This is a genomic window from Paenibacillus sp. J31R30, from assembly GCF_059692115.1.
This window is the reverse complement of record NZ_JCAUAV010000023.1, coordinates 1-20,038: the sequence shown is the minus strand read 5'-3', so window position 1 is coordinate 20,038 and position 20,038 is coordinate 1. Positions and strand designations below refer to the sequence as shown.

The 20,038-nt window shown below is 47.8% G+C and carries 17 protein-coding genes and 4 tRNA genes; 6 read left to right on the top strand and 15 right to left on the bottom strand.

Translation table 11 applies throughout. From position 1 onward, the window contains the following. Positions 1–9 precede the first annotated feature (9 nt). The 5 genes from AC58QO_RS32770 to AC58QO_RS32750 form a co-directional block, all read right to left on the bottom strand. Positions 10–1,527: a sugar ABC transporter ATP-binding protein gene (locus AC58QO_RS32770; RefSeq protein WP_171634407.1), complete on the bottom strand. Its 1,518-nt coding sequence runs from the start codon at positions 1,525–1,527 to the stop codon at positions 10–12. Between the two features lie 164 nt (positions 1,528–1,691). After that, complete coding sequence (locus AC58QO_RS32765; protein ID WP_497272949.1) at positions 1,692–2,768, bottom strand: galactose ABC transporter substrate-binding protein; 1,077 nt, start codon at positions 2,766–2,768, stop codon at positions 1,692–1,694. A gap of 118 nt (positions 2,769–2,886) precedes the next feature. Then, positions 2,887–3,855: a substrate-binding domain-containing protein gene (locus AC58QO_RS32760; protein ID WP_497272947.1), complete on the bottom strand. Its 969-nt coding sequence runs from the start codon at positions 3,853–3,855 to the stop codon at positions 2,887–2,889. 4 nt (positions 3,856–3,859) lie between these two features. Continuing rightward, positions 3,860–5,593, bottom strand: a complete 1,734-nt coding sequence (locus AC58QO_RS32755) for a sensor histidine kinase family protein (RefSeq protein WP_497272999.1) — start codon at positions 5,591–5,593, stop codon at positions 3,860–3,862. An 80-nt stretch (positions 5,594–5,673) separates the two neighbouring features. Further along, positions 5,674–7,332, bottom strand: a complete 1,659-nt coding sequence (locus AC58QO_RS32750; RefSeq protein ID WP_497272945.1) for a response regulator — start codon at positions 7,330–7,332, stop codon at positions 5,674–5,676. A gap of 623 nt (positions 7,333–7,955) precedes the next feature. Between AC58QO_RS32750 and AC58QO_RS32745 the strand changes: the two genes are divergently transcribed. The 3 genes from AC58QO_RS32745 to AC58QO_RS32735 are packed head-to-tail and all read left to right on the top strand — an operon-like array spanning position 7,956 to position 11,411. Next, positions 7,956–8,912 (top strand): AAA family ATPase, encoded by a 957-nt coding sequence (locus AC58QO_RS32745; protein ID WP_497272943.1) that lies wholly within the window; start codon positions 7,956–7,958, stop codon positions 8,910–8,912. Between the two features lie 2 nt (positions 8,913–8,914). Beyond that, positions 8,915–10,051 (top strand): DUF58 domain-containing protein, encoded by a 1,137-nt coding sequence (locus AC58QO_RS32740; RefSeq protein WP_497272941.1) that lies wholly within the window; start codon positions 8,915–8,917, stop codon positions 10,049–10,051. Next, positions 10,008–11,411 carry a DUF4129 domain-containing protein gene (locus AC58QO_RS32735; protein WP_497272939.1) on the top strand — a complete coding sequence of 468 codons (1,404 nt, stop codon included), beginning with the start codon at positions 10,008–10,010 and terminating at the stop codon, positions 11,409–11,411. The genes AC58QO_RS32740 and AC58QO_RS32735 overlap by 44 nt, the downstream gene beginning before the upstream one ends. Before the next feature lie 106 nt (positions 11,412–11,517). Here the strand turns inward: AC58QO_RS32735 and AC58QO_RS32730 are convergent, their stop codons facing one another. Next, positions 11,518–12,036: a GNAT family N-acetyltransferase gene (locus AC58QO_RS32730; protein ID WP_497272937.1), complete on the bottom strand. Its 519-nt coding sequence runs from the start codon at positions 12,034–12,036 to the stop codon at positions 11,518–11,520. 185 nt (positions 12,037–12,221) lie between these two features. On the opposite strand from AC58QO_RS32730, the gene AC58QO_RS32725 reads away from it, so the two are divergent. Continuing rightward, a complete protein-coding gene (locus tag AC58QO_RS32725) occupies positions 12,222–12,392 on the top strand; it encodes a hypothetical protein (RefSeq protein WP_497272936.1) in 171 nt (56 codons plus the stop codon). A gap of 86 nt (positions 12,393–12,478) precedes the next feature. Here AC58QO_RS32725 and AC58QO_RS32720 read toward each other — a convergent pair whose 3' ends face one another. Both AC58QO_RS32720 and AC58QO_RS32715 read right to left on the bottom strand, forming a co-directional pair. After that, positions 12,479–12,703: a hypothetical protein gene (locus tag AC58QO_RS32720; RefSeq protein WP_497272934.1), complete on the bottom strand. Its 225-nt coding sequence runs from the start codon at positions 12,701–12,703 to the stop codon at positions 12,479–12,481. Continuing rightward, positions 12,696–12,971 carry a zinc ribbon domain-containing protein gene (locus AC58QO_RS32715; protein WP_497272932.1) on the bottom strand — a complete coding sequence of 92 codons (276 nt, stop codon included), beginning with the start codon at positions 12,969–12,971 and terminating at the stop codon, positions 12,696–12,698. The genes AC58QO_RS32720 and AC58QO_RS32715 overlap by 8 nt, the downstream gene beginning before the upstream one ends. Before the next feature lie 198 nt (positions 12,972–13,169). On the opposite strand from AC58QO_RS32715, the gene hprK reads away from it, so the two are divergent. Both hprK and AC58QO_RS32705 read left to right on the top strand, forming a co-directional pair. Further along, entirely contained in the window at positions 13,170–14,084 is a 915-nt protein-coding gene (gene hprK, locus AC58QO_RS32710) for an HPr(Ser) kinase/phosphatase (RefSeq protein WP_497272930.1), read from the top strand. An 86-nt stretch (positions 14,085–14,170) separates the two neighbouring features. Next, complete coding sequence (locus AC58QO_RS32705; protein ID WP_497272928.1) at positions 14,171–15,145, top strand: hypothetical protein; 975 nt, start codon at positions 14,171–14,173, stop codon at positions 15,143–15,145. Between the two features lie 51 nt (positions 15,146–15,196). Here the strand turns inward: AC58QO_RS32705 and AC58QO_RS32700 are convergent, their stop codons facing one another. From AC58QO_RS32700 to AC58QO_RS32670, 7 genes are all read right to left on the bottom strand, one after another. Then, positions 15,197–17,215: a transglycosylase domain-containing protein gene (locus AC58QO_RS32700; RefSeq protein ID WP_497272926.1), complete on the bottom strand. Its 2,019-nt coding sequence runs from the start codon at positions 17,213–17,215 to the stop codon at positions 15,197–15,199. A gap of 124 nt (positions 17,216–17,339) precedes the next feature. Next, positions 17,340–18,218 carry an aldo/keto reductase gene (locus AC58QO_RS32695; RefSeq protein ID WP_497272924.1) on the bottom strand — a complete coding sequence of 293 codons (879 nt, stop codon included), beginning with the start codon at positions 18,216–18,218 and terminating at the stop codon, positions 17,340–17,342. A 70-nt stretch (positions 18,219–18,288) separates the two neighbouring features. Beyond that, positions 18,289–19,488 (bottom strand): MFS transporter, encoded by a 1,200-nt coding sequence (locus AC58QO_RS32690; protein WP_497272922.1) that lies wholly within the window; start codon positions 19,486–19,488, stop codon positions 18,289–18,291. 144 nt (positions 19,489–19,632) lie between these two features. Beyond that, positions 19,633–19,706: transfer RNA gene (locus AC58QO_RS32685), tRNA-Pro, on the bottom strand. Positions 19,707–19,723: 17 nt separating this feature from the next. Then, positions 19,724–19,800 (bottom strand) — tRNA-Arg (locus AC58QO_RS32680). 11 nt (positions 19,801–19,811) lie between these two features. Then, positions 19,812–19,886, bottom strand: a tRNA-Gly gene (locus AC58QO_RS32675). A 43-nt stretch (positions 19,887–19,929) separates the two neighbouring features. Then, positions 19,930–20,009: transfer RNA gene (locus AC58QO_RS32670), tRNA-Leu, on the bottom strand. Positions 20,010–20,038 lie beyond the last annotated feature (29 nt).

Genomic DNA, 20,038 nt, shown 5'->3' with positions numbered 1-20,038 from the left:
CCCCCTCCATTATGCCATATGCTGTGCAGCAAGGCGCATAATCTCTTCTTCTGTTGCTTTATTTCCTTCTACAATGCCCGTAAGACGTCCCTCACACATAACCATAATTCGGTCTGACATCCCAAGAAGCTCGGGCATTTCAGAAGAGATCATGATAATACTTTTCCCTTGCTTCGCAAGGTCAGCAATGATGGAGTAAATCTCAAATTTCGCTCCTACGTCAATTCCCCGAGTCGGTTCATCGAGAAGGAGTACATCAGGCTCTGTTAACAGCCATCTAGCCAGCAAAACCTTTTGTTGGTTACCACCGGACAAGTTCTTAATGAGGGCATGCATATTCGGCGTTTTCACGCGCAGCATTTCAATACTTTGTTTGACTTCTTCTTTACGCTTCGCTTCTTGAATGAAGCCAAATGGATTCATGTATCGTCCCAGATTGGCGATGACCGTATTCTCCAAAACCGATAGCACCGGGAAAATCCCCGTTACACGGCGCTCTTCCGTCAGCAAAGCAATCTTCTGCTTAATCGCATCCATCGGTGACTTCAGCTTCACAGGCTTCCCGTGAATAGAGATGCTTCCTGAAGCGATACCTCTCATCCCGAATAAGGATTCAATCAATTCCGTCCGCTGCGCGCCGACAAGACCGCCAACACCTAGAATTTCACCCTTTTTCAGCTCAAAAGATACATTCTTGAACGATTTCGGAACGACCGAAGTCAGGTCCTCAACCTTCATCAATACACCTTCAGGTACATTGCTGCGCTCAGGGAAACGCTCTTTCAAATCACGTCCAACCATCTTCGAGATGATCATATCTGTGGTAAGCTCGGAAGAGGCCCATGTACCAATCTTGGTACCATCACGCATAATCGTTACTTCATCCGAAATTTCCAAAATCTCTTCCATTTTATGTGAAATATAGATGATCGAAACACCGCGGCTCTTCAGATCGCGAATGATGCGAAACAACTGCTCAACTTCATTACCCGTAAGCGATGAAGTCGGCTCATCCATAACAATAACTTTCGAATTGAAAGAAACAGCCTTGGCAATTTCAATGGATTGCACTTTGGATACCGACAAGGTACCTACCAAAGTATCCGGTTTAATGTCCATTTGGAGTTGTTTGAACAAACTCTCAGTATCTGTACGCATTTTCTTGTGATCCACTAATTTCAAAGGTCCGATACCCTTTAGCGGAAATCTGCCTAACCAAATGTTCTCCATCACGTTGCGATGAGGAACAGGGTGAAGCTCCTGATGAATCATGGAAATGCCATTCGCTAATGCATCTTTGGAGTTCGTAATCGAAGCTACTTCTCCGTTAAGCTTGATTTCTCCACCATCGGGCTTATAAATACCAAACAGGCATTTCATCAGCGTCGATTTTCCTGCTCCATTCTCTCCCATCAGCGCATGTACGCTTCCTGGGCGAACTTTGAGGGTGACGTTATCCAGCGCCTTCACGCCGGGGAACTCTTTGGAGATTTGATTCATTTCCAATAAATAGTCATGTACAGTCATGGTAACTCCCCCTACAGCTCACGATAATCCCCACAAAGTGAAGCCTTTATTCGAAGCTTATTTCTCTTTATCTTGGCACGGGTTTCTTATTCTTATATTTCCAAAAAAGGAAGGCAAAAGCGCGATTGTGATTCACATATCGCCTCTCTTGCCCGTTCTCACAATTACTTCGCTTCGTTCATGTTAGCTTTTGTGATTTTTTTGTAGGAAATCCAAACATATTTACCATCCGTTACATCATAGCCAGTTGTTTCTTTGCTTGGTACTAGACCGTTAGCAAGAGCTGCTGCTACGCTTGTCGTTGCTGCACCTTGGTTTTTCGCATCGTTTAGAACTGTTCCAAGAAGCGTTCCATCCGTAAGTGCTTGTAGTGCTGGAGCTGTTGCATCTACACCAACAACTGGAAGGAATTTGTTATCTTTGAAATAGCCTTTTGCTTTCAAAGCTTCGATCGCACCAAGCGCCATATCATCGTTGTTCGCAAGAACAGCTTCGATTTTGCTTTCGCTGGAAGCTAGGAATGCTGCCATTTTCTCTTGACCTTTAACGCGGTCCCACATAGCTGTATCTTCTGCTACTTTTTCTACACCTAAACCAGCATCTGTAATCGCTTGGATGGAGAATTTCGTACGAAGCTCAGCATCTTGGTGTCCTGGCTCGCCTTTAAGCATTACGTATTGGATTTTTCCGTCTTTGTTTTTGTCAGCTTCTGGGTGAGCTTTGAAGTAGTCAACCAACAGTTGGCCTTCCATTGTACCGGATTGCTCAGCTTTAGCGCCTACGTAGTAAACTTTGTCCCATTTCTTCATGTCATCAGCAAGTGGCTCACGGTTCAAGAAGACAACTGGAATGTTAGCTGTTTTTGCTTTATCGATGATAACGCCAGCAGCTGTACGGTCAACCGCGTTGATCGCTAGTGCATTTACTTTTTTCGTGATGAAAAGGTCAACTTTATCGTTTTGTGTTGGTTGTGAGTTTTGGCTGTCTACGATATCAACAGTAGCTTTATCTTTCGCGCTATCTGTGATCGCTGCACGAACACCAGACATGAACGTATCGTCAAATTTATAGATGGCAACACCGATTGTTGGTTTTTTACCAGCTGCTGGTGCTGTAGTTGCTGCTGCACCTGTGGAAGCTGCTGGAGCTGTTGATGCTGCTGGAGTTTCTGTTTTATTTCCACAACCTGCTACGGTTGCGACCAATGCGCCTGCTACGGCAAGTGTAAGTAATTTTTTCAATGTAAGACCCTCCCTAAAAGGTATGTTGTTTGTTTACATTCCTTACTATAATGGTTCAAAGAACATAAACAAATGCAATATCCTCATGTCTTCTATCGAAATTCTCATCACTTTTCTATCACTTAACAAATGGAAATAGCAGTTTTTGATTGTCCGACCAGAACATATTACTCAGATCAATCGCCTTAATCCCTGTTTCCACACGCTTTGGCACGTGTTTACCATCGACCGCTTCGACAGCACTTTTGACCCCCAAATAGCCGATGCTAAACGGATTTTGAATGATTGTCGCTTGAATAATCCCCTCTTGCAGCAGCTCCAGCTCTTCAGAGGTACTGTCAAAGGTGATGATTTTCACTTTCTCCTGCAAATTCCGACTCTGAACCGCGCTAGCCACGCCGCTTGATGAAATTTCATTCAAAGCTACAATCCCATCCAGCTGTGGATGGTTGTCGATAACGGTATACGTTAGTTGGGCAGCCAGCTCCCGATCCGTCAAGCTGTACACCTTATCGATCACCTGTACCTCGGGATATTTTGAAATTTCGTCCAGCAGTCCCTTTTCCCGCAGTTCCGTATTTCGCTCCCCTTGTTTAAAGCTCACGATCGCAATCTGTCCGCTCTTACCGATCAGTTTAATCAGTTGTTTCCCTGCTAATTGACCCGCTTCGTAGTTATTCGCGCCAATAAAGCTCTGCACGTTCTTCGTCTCGACCTCAGAGTCGATCGTAATGACTGGAATGTTTGCTTTATCCGCTTCATCAACAACCGATGACAGCTCTTTATAATCATTGGCCGCCAGGACAATCGCATCCGGACTGCTCGAAATGGACTGCTCCATAAGGGCAATCTGCCCTTTTACATCAGCCTCATCACCTGGTGCTCTGAAATCCAAGGCAACATCAAATTCCTTCGCCGCAACCTCTGCTCCCATCTTCACTGTTTTCCAATAGTCGCCTTCTTGACTACGAAGAATAACCTCCAGGTGCTTCTTCTGCTCCGTAGGCATCGTTTCATCACGCTCTGTACACGAGGACATCGACAGTAAAGCGACGAGGACAGCAATCATCATTGGTTTCAATCTCATCGCCCTATCCCCCTTCCTCATCTAGAATGGCTGGAATCGTAATCTTGACGATCGTTCCCTCCTCGAGCTCACTGCTAACTTGTACCCCGTAGTCCATGCCAAAATATAACTGTATCCGCTCATGCACATTTCGCAATCCGACACCCGAGCCTTTGTCACTCTTCACCTGACCAGAAATAATGTTCTTGAGCGTTTCCTCCGACATCCCGACCCCGTTGTCTCGAATCTCGAACAGAATCTTCCCCTTCTCCATCGTGACCGATAGCTCTATGAGCCCTTCGTCCACCATATACTCAATCCCGTGATAGAGCGCATTTTCCACAAAAGGCTGAAGAATCAGCTTGAGCGTTTTGTAGGGAAGCACCTCTTCAGGAACCCGGATCTCGTATTCAAACTTGTCCTTATAGCGCATTTTCTGGATGATCAAATAGTTGCGAATATGCTCGATCTCTTCCCCGATCGTAATAATATTCTTTCCTTTGCTTAGCGATATCCGGAAAAACTTAGACAGAGACGTGATCGTTGTTACAACCTCTTCATTCCTCCCGTTGCCAACCATACGAACGACCGAATTGAGTGTATTGTATAAAAAATGCGGATTAATCTGCGATTGCAGAACCTCCAGCTCGTTCTTTCGCTTAATCTCCTGCTCCTCGATACTCTGATCCATGAGCTCCCGTACCCTGGAAACCATCAGATTAAATCGCCGCGACAACTGTTCTACCTCATCCGCACCACGAACATGTATATAGGTATCAAAATGTCCTTTCTCCACCATTTCCATCGACTTCTTCAGTCGTTTAATAGGCTGCGAAATACGTGCGGACATGAAGGAGGAAATCAACAAAATAAAGAGCAAAACGATCACGAGCAGCCAAATCATGAACGTTGAGATTTCCTTACGGGTCGTCACCATTTCATCCATATAGGAGACCCCGATAATTTTCCAGCCGATATTGTTGACTGTCCGCACAACATTCAAGCGCGACTCTCCCTCGCTCACATCCATATAGCGGCCATACGAAAATTTGAGCGCCTGCTCCACATTTTCATATTTCAGACCAATGTATATAAGCTGCTGCTGTGGATGATACACAATGCTGCCAGCCGAATCGTCGATGATATAAACATACCCCTTCTTCCCCAGCGAAACCGTGCGGAACACATCGTCCAGCGTTTTGAAATTAATATCCACCAAAATAACCGCATCCACCATGTTCCCATTCTGCTCGATCGTGACCCCCTTACTCATGGAAACCACCCACTTGTAGGGATCTTTGAATAGGTTCTGGATATGCGGCAAGGAAAACGTAAGATGGTTAGGGTTATCCAGGGCAGACCTAAACCACGGCTGCTCGAGCAGCCGTGTATTTTTGCGCATCTCTGTCGATGGCACACCCGTGACTAATCCGCCATCCGCGGTAAAAAGATGAATAGACACAATATCCTCACGCGTACTCGCGATGGTGTCTAGCTGTTCAAGCAGCTTGTCCGACGGGATGCCGCGGCTCCTTGCAATTTTGGCATCCACGACCTCAAACGTATCCGACATCCCCTTGATATACTGCTCCAAGTTGAATTGCACCTGCTCAATGACCTGTGCTGTGTTTAGAAAGGCGCTCTCTTCTGCCGTTTTGGAGAACTTGTTATAGAGCACCAAGGACACGACGAGCATAACCGTCACGGTAATAAGGATAAATGACAATGTAATCGTAAACTGAATACTTTTAACCCGCATCGTGTCAAGTATAACGTTATATAAAGCCCTTAGCAGCGCACTCACTCTGCGTTTCAAAGCGATTCTCCCCTTTCTAGTTGCTACAGCCCTTTGGCGCTGTTATTGCGATACTCCTTCGGGGAAACACCAACATTTTTGCGGAACGAGAAACTGAAATAATTCGCATCCGCATAGCCCACCTTCTCCGCTATTTCCAGCGCTTTCATGTCCGTAGAACGCAACAGCTCTTTCGCTGCCTCCATCCGAATCTGATTCAGATAGTTAACGAAGGTCATTTTCGTTTCTTTTTTGAAAATAGAGCTGAAATACCCCGCACTGATATGCAGATGTCCGCACACCTTATTGATGTTGATATCGCCCTCATGAAAATGGCTTTTCGTGTAATCCTTCGCTAGATCCACGAGGTTTTTGTACGTATATTGACGATCCGTTGCAATATGATTCATCATGCTCGCACACAGCTCGGCCAACCAATGCTTCGCTTCCTCCAAGGAGGTGAACTTATTAATCTCGGTAAAAGGAATAAAACTCTCGCCAAATACCTCGTCGACATTCAGGTTTGAGTCCTTCGCTGCTTTCAGAATGCAAGTAAGAATTTCTAGCAAATAAATCTGATAATCCTTGACCGACACGCCAGCCTCAATGCCCTGAAACAGCTCATCAATCGTCTCTCGGATCTCTTGCATCGTGCCTACTTTGATACAACGCGTCAACGTGTGTTCTTTCACATCATCGAACCGAATTTTGTCAACGCTGCGCTTCTCCACATCATCAATATAAATCATCCGATTGCTGCCCAGAATGAGCCTGTAATCGAGGGAAAGTACCGCATCTTCATACGAATAGCTGATCTTTGTGACATCCTTCATCACACTTCCGACCCCAACTGTCAGGGTGAATTTCAAATATTTTTCCACACTCTGCCGAATTTCTTCCAACACCCGCATCGTTTCTTGCAGCGCCGCTTCCTTGTCTCTATTCTCACTCGCCGCTAACAACACAACCTGATCATTATGCATAAAAACAAGGCCAAGCCCGCGCTTATTGGCTATTTCCTCGGTAATATTTAAGAGGGCAAAATATTTCAACGCCTGATCCTCGGAATATTTCAGTGACAGCGACTTCGAGATCTCTTCTCGATTCTCCGAATCCTCTTCCGAAATAACGATCCCATCGATGCTCAAAACGGCCACCACATAGCTATTTCCGCTAAGCTCAATCCCATAGTTCGCTGCCTTCTCAAACACCTCGTCCCGCGGGAGCTTGCGATTCATTAATGTCGCTAAGAAATTCTCCTTGAGCACTGGCATGCTCTTGCGGTAATGCTCCTTGAGCAGCTGCACATCCTCGCGATGCGCAACCTCCTCTTGCACCTGGGCCTTCACCTTCAGCAAGGCATTCACTATCTCCTGCGCGGAAAAAGGCTTCAGCACATATTCATCAATATGCAGCTTTATCGCTCGCTGGGCGTACTCAAACTCATCATGCCCTGTTAGAATGATGAGCTTAATCGTGGGAAAGCGCTCTCTAATTGCTTCAGCCAGCTGCAAGCCATTCATGAAAGGCATCTGAATGTCCGTCACAACCACATCTGGCTGCAGACGTTCGACCATTTCCAACGCTTCTTTCCCATTCTCCGCCTTGTCGACGACTTCAAAGCCAATCGCTTCCCAATTTATTTCACGGACGACGCCTTCGCGCACATCCTCTTCATCATCCACTAACAAAAGCTTGTACATGCCTGACCTCCTAGGACTCCCCAATTTAGAAGTATCTCTCGTAGCATTTTCTCATTATCACCATCATTGTACTCACTGCCCCTCGAATATACAAATAGAAATCGATCGCTACTCGAAGGAAGATGCAAATAGCATCGAGTGTGGTCCGAGTAAGAATACAAATGGATTCCATAGCTGTCCGAGGAAACATTGGTAAAAATCCCCTAAGGGATGTTAAAATTGGGGGAGAACATATGTAAATCTTGACACCCCCCGAGGAACCAAGAGCCCACATGCCTAAACCAGCCATGGCAACCGAATGGGAAACCACATACCCAAACCACCCACACCGACAACGAAAGGGAACCTCAGTGCGCTATTTTCTCTAAATAGCCTATTTTCGTGTCCTAAGGGAACAAGGTTAAGCTATATAAGCGAAATTGGAGGTTTGGTGCTCTTTTCCCCTGGAATAGCGGATCTACGTTCCCTTCAAACGCTAAAAAATAGCAAGGTTGGCGAAATAGCGGAACAACGTTCCCCTTAAGCAAACTTACAGCCTCTACATGATCTCATTAGCGCTATGCATGTTTACCATCGTCAATCGCACTCATTCGCATCATTCATTATTTAGGAGGTTAACCATTTTGAATATCGCACCCATTGGACGTATCGCTTCCCTCATCAAAGAAAACGTTAGTCACGTTATTATAGGCAAAGACGACACCGTCGAACTCTTGGTCATCGCGCTGATCGCCTCTGGACACGTGCTGCTTGAAGATGTACCCGGCACCGGCAAAACCCAGTTGGCCAAAGCGCTAGCCCGCTCCCTCGATGGCACCATGAAGCGGATCCAGTTCACGCCCGATCTGCTGCCATCCGATGTAAGCGGCATCAATTTCTTCAACCAGAAGCTGGGCGAATTCGAATTCCGCCCAGGCCCGCTCTTCGCGCACATCGTGCTCGCCGATGAGATTAATCGCGCGACGCCGCGCACGCAGTCCAGCTTGCTGGAGAGCATGGAGGAGCGCCAGGTCAGCATCGACGGGGAAACGCGCAAGCTGGAAGCGCCGTTCCTCGTCATCGCCACGCAGAACCCTGTCGAGAATCAGGGGACCTTTCCCCTGCCGGAAGCGCAGCTCGACCGCTTCCTGATGAAGCTGTCGCTCGGCTATCCGACGGCAGCCGAGCAGATCTTGATCTTGCAGCGCTACCAGCAGCAGGATCCGCTGGATCAGCTGCTGCCGGTCGTGAGCCGCGCGGAGCTGCTCGAAGCGCAGCTGCTGTTCACGCAGGTGCGCGTCAGCGACGACCTGCTGCGCTACATCGTGCAGCTCGCGGAAGCGACGCGCACGCATGCGGACTCGGCGCTCGGCGTCAGCCCGCGCGCGGTTCGCGCCTTGATGAAGGCGGCGCAGGTGTACGCGGCGCTGCGCGGCCGCGATTACGTGCTGCCGGACGACGTCAAGGCGCTGGTGGCGCCTGTCTGGGCGCATCGCATACTGCTGCGCCCACGCTCGCGTGGGCAGGATCAGCAAGTGCTTGCGCTGCTGACTAACATACTTGCCGCTACCCCCGTTCCTACGGAAGTGAAGCTGGGTTAACGATGAGCATAAGCTGGATTGTAATCATCGCCGCCCTGCTGTTCTTCCTCCAGTTTCAGTTCTTTGCCCGCTGGGGGTTTCGCGGACTTCGAATTGAACGAGCCTTTAATACGGCCCATTGCCATGTCGGCGATGATATTCTCATGATCGAAACGATCGTAAACCGTAAGCTCGCCCCCATACCTTGGCTGCGCCTGGAATCAACGATTCATGCGGGGCTTCGCTTCAACCAAATGAATAATCTGGAAGTGAGCAGCGGCTCCCTTTTTCAAAATCATCGCAGCCTGTTCAGCCTCATGCCCTATACCCGTATCGTACGGCGTCACGGCGTGCATGCGGCCAAACGCGGTTGGTATAAGCTGGAGACCATTGCGGCTACCATGGGTGATTTCGTAGGTTTACAAGCGGCCTCTACCACGCATTCCATGCATGTCGAGTTGCTGGTGTACCCGCGTCTGGTGAATCGCGATGATATTCCGCTCCTTTCTAGCCGGTGGCAAGGCGACGTGACGGTTCAGCGCTGGATTATGCCGGATCCGTTTCTTGTTTCGGGTGCTAGAGAATACCGCTATGGCGATACGATGAACAGCATTCATTGGAAAGCAACGGCGCGCAGCCAGCGGCTTCAGGTCTACAACAGGGAGTTCACGGCCGATCCCCGCTTACTTATTGTTGTTAATAGCCAAGTGACCCCAACGATGTGGGATGCCGTCACGGACCCTGAACTCGTCGAAAAAGCGCTCTCCTACGCAGCCACTTTAGCCGAGCATGCGGTCAGTCGAGGGGTTCCGGTTGGTTTTGGTTATAACGGTTGGCTGCTGAATGAGCCGGGGGCTCCTGTTTACTGCGCTCCGGAAGGCGGCTGGTCGCAGTTAGAGCATCTTTTTCAAACTATGGCGAAGCTCGCGATCTCTTGTGCCCGCTCCTGTGAGGACTTTCTCGATTACGGTATCGACGTGGAAGGCGAGGCTCTAGACATCATCCTGCTGACGGCCTTCGTCTCCGAGGGGATGGCTCGCAGCATCGAACGACTAGAAGCTTTAGGACATTCCGTCTTCATTGTTCCTTTGCAGCATAACCTTCTGGACGTCATCAGTGATAAGGAGGTGGCTCCATCTGACGCTCAAGCCCTTGCTTAACCAAACAATGTCTCGGCCAAATCGTTTATATTACTTCCTACGCATAGTCGGACTTGCACTCTTATTCGGTATCGTCGAGTTAGTAATCTTTGCCCCGCTAATCACATTAGCTCAAGTCTATGTATTTGACAGTATGCTTGGACTAACTTGTATACAGCTGCTGCTCTGCTTCGTGATCGGTGCCTATTTCGGACAGTTCAAATGGCTATCTCGCAAAGGTTATGAGTTCCTTGTCTGTGTAGCCGCAGGTTATGGTGTATCCTATCTACTTCAACTGTCTCCTTTGCACGTTGCTTTATGTGCGGCAATCGGAGCTTTGCTCGTCTATAGGGGTATACGGTACACCAAAGACGGGTGGCTCTCCCTTTATCCACCTGGGATTTTCGTAATTTCTGGGGTGATGTACTTTATTGGTGTGCCAATTATGACTCGTACTGATCTTATGCATCCGTACAAAATAGCTTTAAACGGGCTCGGATTCGGTACCCTGATCCTCTTCTTCTTTGTGACGAATCGCGCTCAGCTCCTTATCGCTACTTTAGCAGGTAATGATCGTGCCGCCGCCTCATCGCTGTCTCAAACCGTGAAACGCTACAGTCGTATTTGGTTGGTCGTCTTTATTGCCGTTATCGCTGCTGTCGCTTACTTTCAGCAAGTGAAGCAAGGCTTTCTTCGCCTTCTGCATGGAATCATGGCTTGGTTACTGGGATTGATGACATCTGAAGCACCGCCTGATGCCCCTGAAGCCAGTTCGGCGCCGCCGCCTATGGCGCTCCCGCCAGCTGATCCTCATGAACCAGGCTGGTTTGGCATTCTCATGCAGATTATTGTGCAAATTGTGGGCTATGTCCTTGTGATTGCACTAGTTCTATGCTGCCTCTATTTGCTCCTGATGAAGCTTGCACCAGCCCTGCTCGCGTTCATTCGGCGCTTTTGGAAGCGATCGTTACGACGCGAACAAGGTGATGTAACGGTAGGCTTCACAGATGAGAAAGAAGCCCTTCTCAACTGGAGGGAGCTTCCTAATCTTTGGTGGCGAAAAGCAAGCTCTACACTGTGGCCTGCGTCCGCTCGCGAGCCCTCCTGGTCACAACTACCGAACAATCAGGAGCGGATCCGCTACCTTTACCGATTATTGATTGGGCAGGCTAGCAAGAGCGGCTACACCTTTAAGAGATCCTTAACACCCAACGAAACAGGCAGGGAGCTCACACATCAAACACAACTCTCAGAAGCTTCCGTTCACGCGCTTACTACTGCCTATAATCGGGTACGCTACGGACGAGAGACCATTTCCGACGAGCAGCTTGCTCAGGTGCTCCAGACCATCGATCCGAGCATACGCAGCCAGTTAAAATGAACCTGATGCACTCATCCTCACATGCAAAAAAAAGTATCCTTGGTGATTCCACCATGGATACTTTTTGGCATCTGTTCTCGTTCTTCGAGCGATTTCATTAACCACATTAAAAGAATGCTTCAGGATACACCAACTCACCTTTCAACGGTAGAACTCCATCCTCTTCTTTTAATTCACACACCATAAATACATCATCAGGCACCTGAAACTGCTTCAGCTCAAACCCGCGCGTTCCTGCTGGCTTAAATCCGAATTTGGGATAGTACGAGGGATGTCCAATTAAGAATACATAGGCATACCCCCATGCCTCACAACGCTGCAGCCCTGCGCGAATCAGCTTGCTTCCGATGTGCTGCTTTTGATGACTTGGCAATACTGCAATAGGCGCGAGCACAATGACTTCCTGTTTGTTCTCCCCATCAACAACCTCAGCTTTACTCAATAGAACGTGCCCAACAATGTGCCCGTTCTCTTCAGCGACTAGCGACAATTCCGGTATGAAGCCAGCTGAACTCCGAATTCTTTCGATCAATTTGGACTCATCTTCTCTGTTCCCAAATGCCAAATAATTCAGCTGAAACACCTCTTCGTAGTCCCGACTTTGCTCCATTCTTATTTGAACCATACCATGATCCTCCTCCCGTTTTCTTATACAAGCCTAAAGAAAAATGTAAACCGATTTTGACTAAATGGTGCAAAAAAATGATGTTTCCTTTCCTTATGAAAGCATTTTGAAAATAACCGTCACATATTTTCAAAAATTCGCATATACATAATTGTTTGAATACATTCGATTGAGGTGGTTTTGAGATGTTAGCATTAAAAACCGGATCTGCAAAAGAAGAAGTGCTTCACACGCTTTACGAAATGGGCTTGGATCAAATTGCGAAATGGATCCTCGTATTACCTGAAGACAGGTGGGAAAGCATGTTCCTCTCTACATGGCCAACACTTGCCAAAAAATGCGGCTTTCACAGATAGCTGCTTTTACATACAGAGAGGTGGATGAGTAAAGTAATCATTTGAAAACGCTCTGCACCATCACGGTACAGAGCGTTATTTGTGTTTTATTCTCTCTCTATAACTCGTTCAACCTTCTGTTGACAGGTTTTACAAATGCCGTCTAGTACGATACCGATTTTCTCCAGATTCACCGAATAGTCGATGATCGTCGTTTCACCCTTACATTTTACGCAATAAACATTCGATAACAGACGCGTGCGAAATGTTTCCGGAATCGCAAGCCATTCTTTCATCGCTGCAAATGATTGCACATTATTTTTCTTACTCACGGGACGACCACCTCTTTAGTTTCGGAATATTTCTGGTGAATAGACCCGTGAGAAACTTTGGAAAACCAAACTCTACCAGCTTCGACTTCACTATTTCCTTCATTTGCTCTGCCGTTAAATCCGGTGACGTAAATGCTCCGTCTTGATAGCAATGGCTGCAATACATTTTACTCTTAATACCAGATTTCTCGGTACCTCCGCCTTGCTCATCACGAGCGAGAGGCATTCCACAGCTCTGACAGTTTTTGTACGTAGCTTCCATATTCATTTAATCCCCCTACTACTTTTCCTCTAATCATACCAACTTAACTTGCAAAAGCAATGAAAAGCTATGAAATGCTATTTACACTGGGTTCAAGCGCTTTCATTGCAGGATTGTTAATACCATTAAGAGAATCTAGTAGAGATAGCAATGTAAATTACTATTCACACATATGTATGCACAACTCGAAGGAGGATCTCCCGTTTGAAGCCTGTTACTGTGAAGGACTTAGTTGATCGCTTTTCGCTCGAAATTCTCGCTGGCCATACGGAGCTCCATCGCCCTATCACCAAAACCAAGGCACACCGCCCGGGGCTGGAATTTGTCGGCTATTTTGAATATTTCCCACAAGCACATGTACAGCTATTAGGTCGCAAAGAAATCACTTACTTGCATAAGCTCAGCGAAAATGAAAGAAATTTGCACATCGGTAATATTGTCAAATACCATCCGCCTTGTTTCGTCGTAACGAGAAACCAAGAAGGCTTGAAATACTTAACCAAATACTGCGAAGAAGAGAAAATCCCCCTTCTCCGTACCAGTGCCGCAACAAGTAAATTTCAGGACTTAGTCGATTTATATTTGAGTAAATCGCTGGCACAGGAGATCGCCGTCCACGGTGTTTGCGTCAATGTTTCAGGGATTGGCATCCTCCTGCGCGGGAAATCCGGTGTTGGCAAAAGCGAAACAGCCCACACACTGATCCGCAGAGGCCACCGACTTGTCGCTGATGATATTGTGGTGCTGAAGAAGATTAGCCCTGAAACATTACTCGGTACCCACAATGGCAAAACGAAGGAATTCCTCGCGCTGCGCAGCGTCGGACTGATTAATGTTTCACGGCTCTATGGCCGCAAGGCTTTTCAGGACGAAACACGCATCGTGCTCGATATCGAGCTAACGAAGTGGCAAGAGCATGCTCTGAACAATGACCTGGAGCTGGAACCCACTTTCACAGACTATATGGATATTTCGATTCCACATATTGAAATCCAGTTACAGCCTGGGCGCGATGTGGCCGGTCTGATTGAAGCCGCCGCCAACAGCTGGTATCTGCGCCAGCAAGGCTACAGTGCAGCTGAAGAATTCATGCAGCGTCTGCAGTCCGACACAGACTAGTCAGCTCAACCATTTACAAGGCAGATTTGCATGTACCGTCCTAAAACCTCCCTTCGCCTCGAAAGCTGTTAGCGGAGGTGTTTAGGATGCAAAAAAAAATAAAACTCACAATTATAGCTGCTGTAGTAGCTACCCTGATGCTCTGCGGTTGGACAGCTTATGCTTCAACGTCATCCAACGCAACAACGTCAACAACTATCCATGGCAAACTGACAGCCCTGACGACGGATACGATTTCTTTACATACGGATGCTGGTGATCAGACCATTCCTTTAGCTTCATCCGTCTGGGTGTACCTTAATGACCAGAAGGCTCAACCCAGTGATTTAAAGACTGGGAATGAGATTGAAGTCATTCTGAATAACAAAAAGCAGGCCGCTTATGTGAAGGGAACTTCCGAAACTGCGGTTGCTCCATCAACAGCACCGTCGCCAACCCCGGTGCCAAGTGAGCTGCCTGCTCCTGTCCAAGAAACTCCTAGTCCATCTGCTGGGCCAACTACTACGCCTTCGAAACCTGCGGACAGTACGCCAAAGGCGACTCCGACAGGCAAGGAATCTGACTTAACGGATATGGATGTAAGCGTAGATGGACAGCATTTCAACCTGCATATTAAACTGATGACCAAGGGAGCGCAAGGGTTTCAATGCGATCTAAGAGTCCAATCTCCTCATGCCGGCAATATTCATCTGACAGGCGCTCAAGCTCAGGCTTGGATCGCTAACCTGCTTGGTGCTCTTGACTTAAGCTCCCCTGATGCAAAGAGATTACTTGGTCAGCAGCTCGCTAAACAATACAACCTTGATGCTGCTAAGTTGAATGTTCATCTAAACATGCATTCCAAAGATCATGAAAATGATGATGACAAAAAAGATGATCAAAAAGAAATTCAAAAAGAAATTCAAAAAGAAAATGACAAAGACCGTGACAAGGATAATAACAGAGAGTTCAATAAGGACAGAGATAAAACTATAGAAAAAAGCAAAGATAAATACGAAGATCGAAACAAAGAGAATGAGAAAAACGAGAAGAAGCACGGGAACGACAACAAACGTGACTAAGAAGTTAAAACAAAGCCCTCGTCATCCTTAATGGATAGCGAGGGCTTCTTTCTATCTGTTCTTGTCTTTACCATGTCCTTTACCGTGTTCAGCTGGCTTCTTAGGCTCCTTATCCTTATCAGGGTTCTCGGGAGATATGTCCCCATAAGCCGGTGCACCTGGGTCTTCCTTCTGCGGCTTATCTACCACACTCATCGGTATATCAAAAGGAACAACAGGTGTTTGAGCTAATGCACGACTCAACATTTCACGGAATAATACGGCAGGCACAGCCCCGCCTGAGGTTGTTAAATAATGTGTCGCGTCCGTGCGGTCATATCCGACCCATACCGCAGCCGTCAACTCCGGCGTGTAGCCGACGAACCAAGCATCCTTGGCGCTACCACTGCCAATGCCCTCAAATTCCTTCGTCGCTGGCAGCTGTGTCGTCCCCGATTTCCCCGCTACGGGACGGTTCATAGCCGCATTTTTCCCGGTGCCCTGCGCAACTGCCGTCTGCAGCATAGCTGTCATGGCATTCGCTGTTTCAGCGCGCATCACGGATAGCCCCTTCCCTTTCGCCTCAACAAGAAGGTGTCCATCGTTGGTCTCAATCTTAGAGATCAGATGAGCGGGATTCAGAACTCCTTTCGCTGCAAAAGCACTAAAAGCCTGCGCCATCTGCAGCGGAGATACGCCCTCCGAAAGCCCGCCCAGCGCGATCCCCAGCTGCCTGTCTTGCGCTGGTAGACTTATCCCCAATGACTTCGCAAACTGCAAGCCATTATCGATCCCAATCTCATGTAAAAGCCAGACCGCTGGTATATTCCAGGAAGAAGTAATCGCCTCTTGCATCGATACCTGCCCCCTCGACTGGTGGTCCCAATCCTGAGGCTTATAGCCCCCGATATTGAGTGGACCATCAAACAGCATCGATGAAGGCTTGTAGCCTCTTTCCAGTGCTGGTCCATAGACAGCGATGGGCTTGAAGGCCGATCCTGGCTGTCTTCGTAACTGGGTCGCACGGCTGAAGCCTCGAAATACGCCCTCACCTCGTCCACCAGACAGCGCCCTAACGCCGCCTGTTCGCTGATCGACAAGAACAGCCCCGCTTTGAATCAGCTGATCCGGCTTACTGCTTGGAAATAAGCTCTCATCGTTATAGACATCTGTGACTGCTTTTTGAACCGCAGGATCCAGCTCAGTGGTGATGCGCAAGCCGCCTGTCAGCAGTTGTTCTTCCGTAAAGCCATAGAGGGATACAGCCTCCTCAATAACGGCATCCACATAAGCGCGATATCTCCCTTTAGCCTCATCCGTATTGACCGTCTTCACAGCTCCGAGTGCTGACGCTGCAGCTTTCTCGTAATCCTGTTGCGATATTTTGCCTTCCTTCTGCATCAGTTTAAGGACCGTGTTTCTTCGTTCTAGTGCCTGTTCCTCATTCTGAAAAGGGGAATAATGGCTAGGCGCCTTAGGTAATGCAGCCAGCACCGCCGCTTCAGCCAGGTTGAGGTCTGTCACATTTTTATTAAAATACGTTTTAGCAGCCCCTTGCACACCCCAACTGCCTTCCCCGAAATAGATCTTGTTCAGATACATTTCCAGAATGTCATCCTTACTGTAACTGGTCTCTATTTTGATGGCATAAGCAGCTTCTCGCAATTTACGACCTACCGTTTTATCCGCAGTAAGAAAAAGGTTACGAGCTAACTGCTGCGTAATCGTACTGGCGCCCTCAGAATAGCTCCCTTTCAGCACATCGCGGGCAACAGCGCGGAAAATAGACTTCACATCAACGCCCTTATGCTCATAGAACCGTCTATCTTCCACGGCAACAATGGCATCTACCAGCACCTGTGGGATTTCATTAAAAGGGACAGCATTAATCTTTGACGCAGACAACTGGGAAGCGATTTGGCCATTCCTATCGAGCACGATGGATGCCTCTGGAAGCGGCTGATTCAACAGAGATACATCAAGTCTTTTTATGTAAAAATAGCTCATTAACGTCATTCCTACACTTACGACTAGGACTATGCCAACACAAGCTTGCCAGAAGCGTCGAGGTATTGCCTTTAATTTAATCATGTTCCATGCCTCCTAACGTACCTAATAGCTATTCGTAAGGCACCTCCTTTAAGTGTCGTATACGTGCGGAAGACACAAAAAAGCCTTCAACCCAACAGGGTGAAGGCTCTTCCTATTAAACACATTAAGCGATCGACGTCGGCGCTCCAAAAACACTCGTATACCCACTAATCCCGCTCAGGATCCGCTCCATTTCGTCCTTGTTCATCGTCCCATAGCGCTCTACGGCATCCACGATTTTGGGAAATAAATGCACATCCCCTGCACTCGCAAATCCACACACGCTTGGGAACGACAGCACGAAGTACACACAAGCATCAATGATCTGCTGCTGATCAAAAGGCTCATACCACGTCGCATAAGGACGCTCCGCCCCTTCTATCCATGGCGCCTTCGCAATGGCTTTGATCACTCGAATCGCAGTCTGCTGCTTATTCGCTTCCTCCATCAAGGCATCTACGGCCTCACGATACTCCGGCAACCCGTACATATAATAGTTCAACGGAAAGAGGATCGTTGCAAATGGGAACCTACGCAAAGCCTCCAAATGAACAGCAGGCGCCTCATGCCCATGACCTGTAATCCCAATCTCTTTCACGATGCCTTCGCTTTGCGCTTCCAGAGCCGCTTCCAACGCTCCGCCCTTAGCCGTGCAGCGATCTAATTCCGCCATCGATCCTACCGCATGCAGCTGGAGCAAATCGACCGAATCTACCTTCATCCGTTCCAAGGAGCGGTATATCTCATCCTTCGCTTCCTTTTTCGTTCTTTGCCCTGTTTTGGTAGCTAAAAAAATGTCATTCCGCACCCGGCTGATCGTCGGGCCCATCCGCACTTCTGCATCTCCATAGCTCGCCGCTGTATCAAAATGATCCACGCCATGTGCTAACGCGTAGGCGATCGAGGCATCTGCCTCTTCCTGTGTTACCTGACCTAGACTAGCTGCTCCAAACATCACAACAGAGGTTTCCTTGTTCAAACGTCCTAACGTTCTCTTCAACATCTCTGATTTGCTCCTTTTGTGTTCGAGTTTTATATTCTCTTGTATTAACCAATCTATCCCCTTTGAAACCTCAGTCTGCCGACAGCTGTTTCATTTGTTTTCTAAGATTGATTTGCAGCCAACCAGCAGCTAGAAGCAGCGAGCATCCCGTCAGTAAAAATACAGAATGAATCCCTATCCAGCCGCCTAAAAAACCACCAATCAAAGGACCCACCATCATTCCCAATTGGTTCGATGTTTGATTTAAGCTCATCGCTCGCCCTCGAAAATCAGCGTCTGAATATTTCACAATAAGCGCGCTCAGTGCTGGATAGACCGCGGCAAAAAACAACCCATAACTGAAACGAAGCACACCAAAAGCGATCAAATTATGCGCAGCCAATTGCAGCAAATTCCCAATACCGCCACCGATTAAGCCAATGAGCAGTGTTTTGTCGTAGCCGATTCTCTGCCCGATAATGCCCCATCTTGATCCCATGATGACGGTCGCTACGCCTGCAGCCGAGAAAATAATGCCTGAGCTCAGTGAAGCCCCCTTGGCGCTCCCACCGATTTGTACCACATAAATCGTTAAAAGCGGTTCTAAAATCATCACCGAGGTTGCTACCAATACGGTTAATCCAAAAATGGATAATAACTGCTTATTTGCGGTTGCTTGCTTAATGTCCTGAAGCACACTTGGACGTGCGCCTGCTTTCTTGTGATGCACTTCCTTCACACCGACCACCGCAATCACAGCCGATATCAGTACAATGAAGCCTGAGGCTAGGAAGCACTCTCTTGTCCCGACCCAATGGCTGAGCATACCGCCAAACAAAGGTCCTAGAATGCTTCCAGCTGCCGTTGCCGTTGACATGACACTTAGAGCATAACCAACGTGCTTCTCTGGTGTATTCGTGCTGACCAAAGCCATCGAGGCTGGGATGTAGCCCGCCATAAGACCCTGCAGAACTCGGACTATAATAAATGTATAGGGATCATTCACGAAATAATTAAGAAAATAGACAGCACTCAAGCTTAACCCTGAGCGAAGCAGCATCGGTTTTCTGCCATATTTGTCAGCTAGAGAGCCCCAATACGGTGCAATTAACGCGCTCGCCAGAAAGCTCACTGAGAACGTAATTCCCGACCAAGCCTCCAAACCGCTATGTATACCCAAGTCCTCCTGCAAAAATATAGGGATAAACGGGATCGAGAGTGTGTACGCCATCGCGCAAAAGAATGCTCCAATCCATAATATAAATAGATTCCTTCTCCAGCGTAATTCCATGTTGTAACCTCCTCTTCCCTGTCTACTATACACCAATGGAAACTTGATGCCCAGAAAATAGTAAATGCCGGTCAAACGGAGAATAAACGAAAAAAGCATAGAATCTATCAGCATCAAGCTGACAATCTATGCTTTCTTACTTGATCGGGATGACACGATTTGAACATGCGACCCCCTGCTCCCAAAGCAGGTGCTCTACCAAGCTGAGCTACATCCCGATACAATTGTGATAAAATGGCGCGCCCTGAGAGATTCGAACTCCCGACCTTTTGATTCGTAGTCAAATACTCTATCCAGCTGAGCTAAGGGCGCTTAATAAAAAATGGAGCGGAAGACGGGGATCGAACCCGCGACCCTCGCCTTGGCAAGGCGATGCTCTACCGCTGAGCCACTTCCGCATAGGGATCCCCAAGCCGTAAGTTACGACTTGGGGATGATTGATGCGCGTAGAGGGACTTGAACCCCCACGGTCGCCCGCTAGATCCTAAGTCTAGTGCGTCTGCCAATTCCGCCATACGCGCATGCTGTAAATAAGGCAAATGGTGAGTCA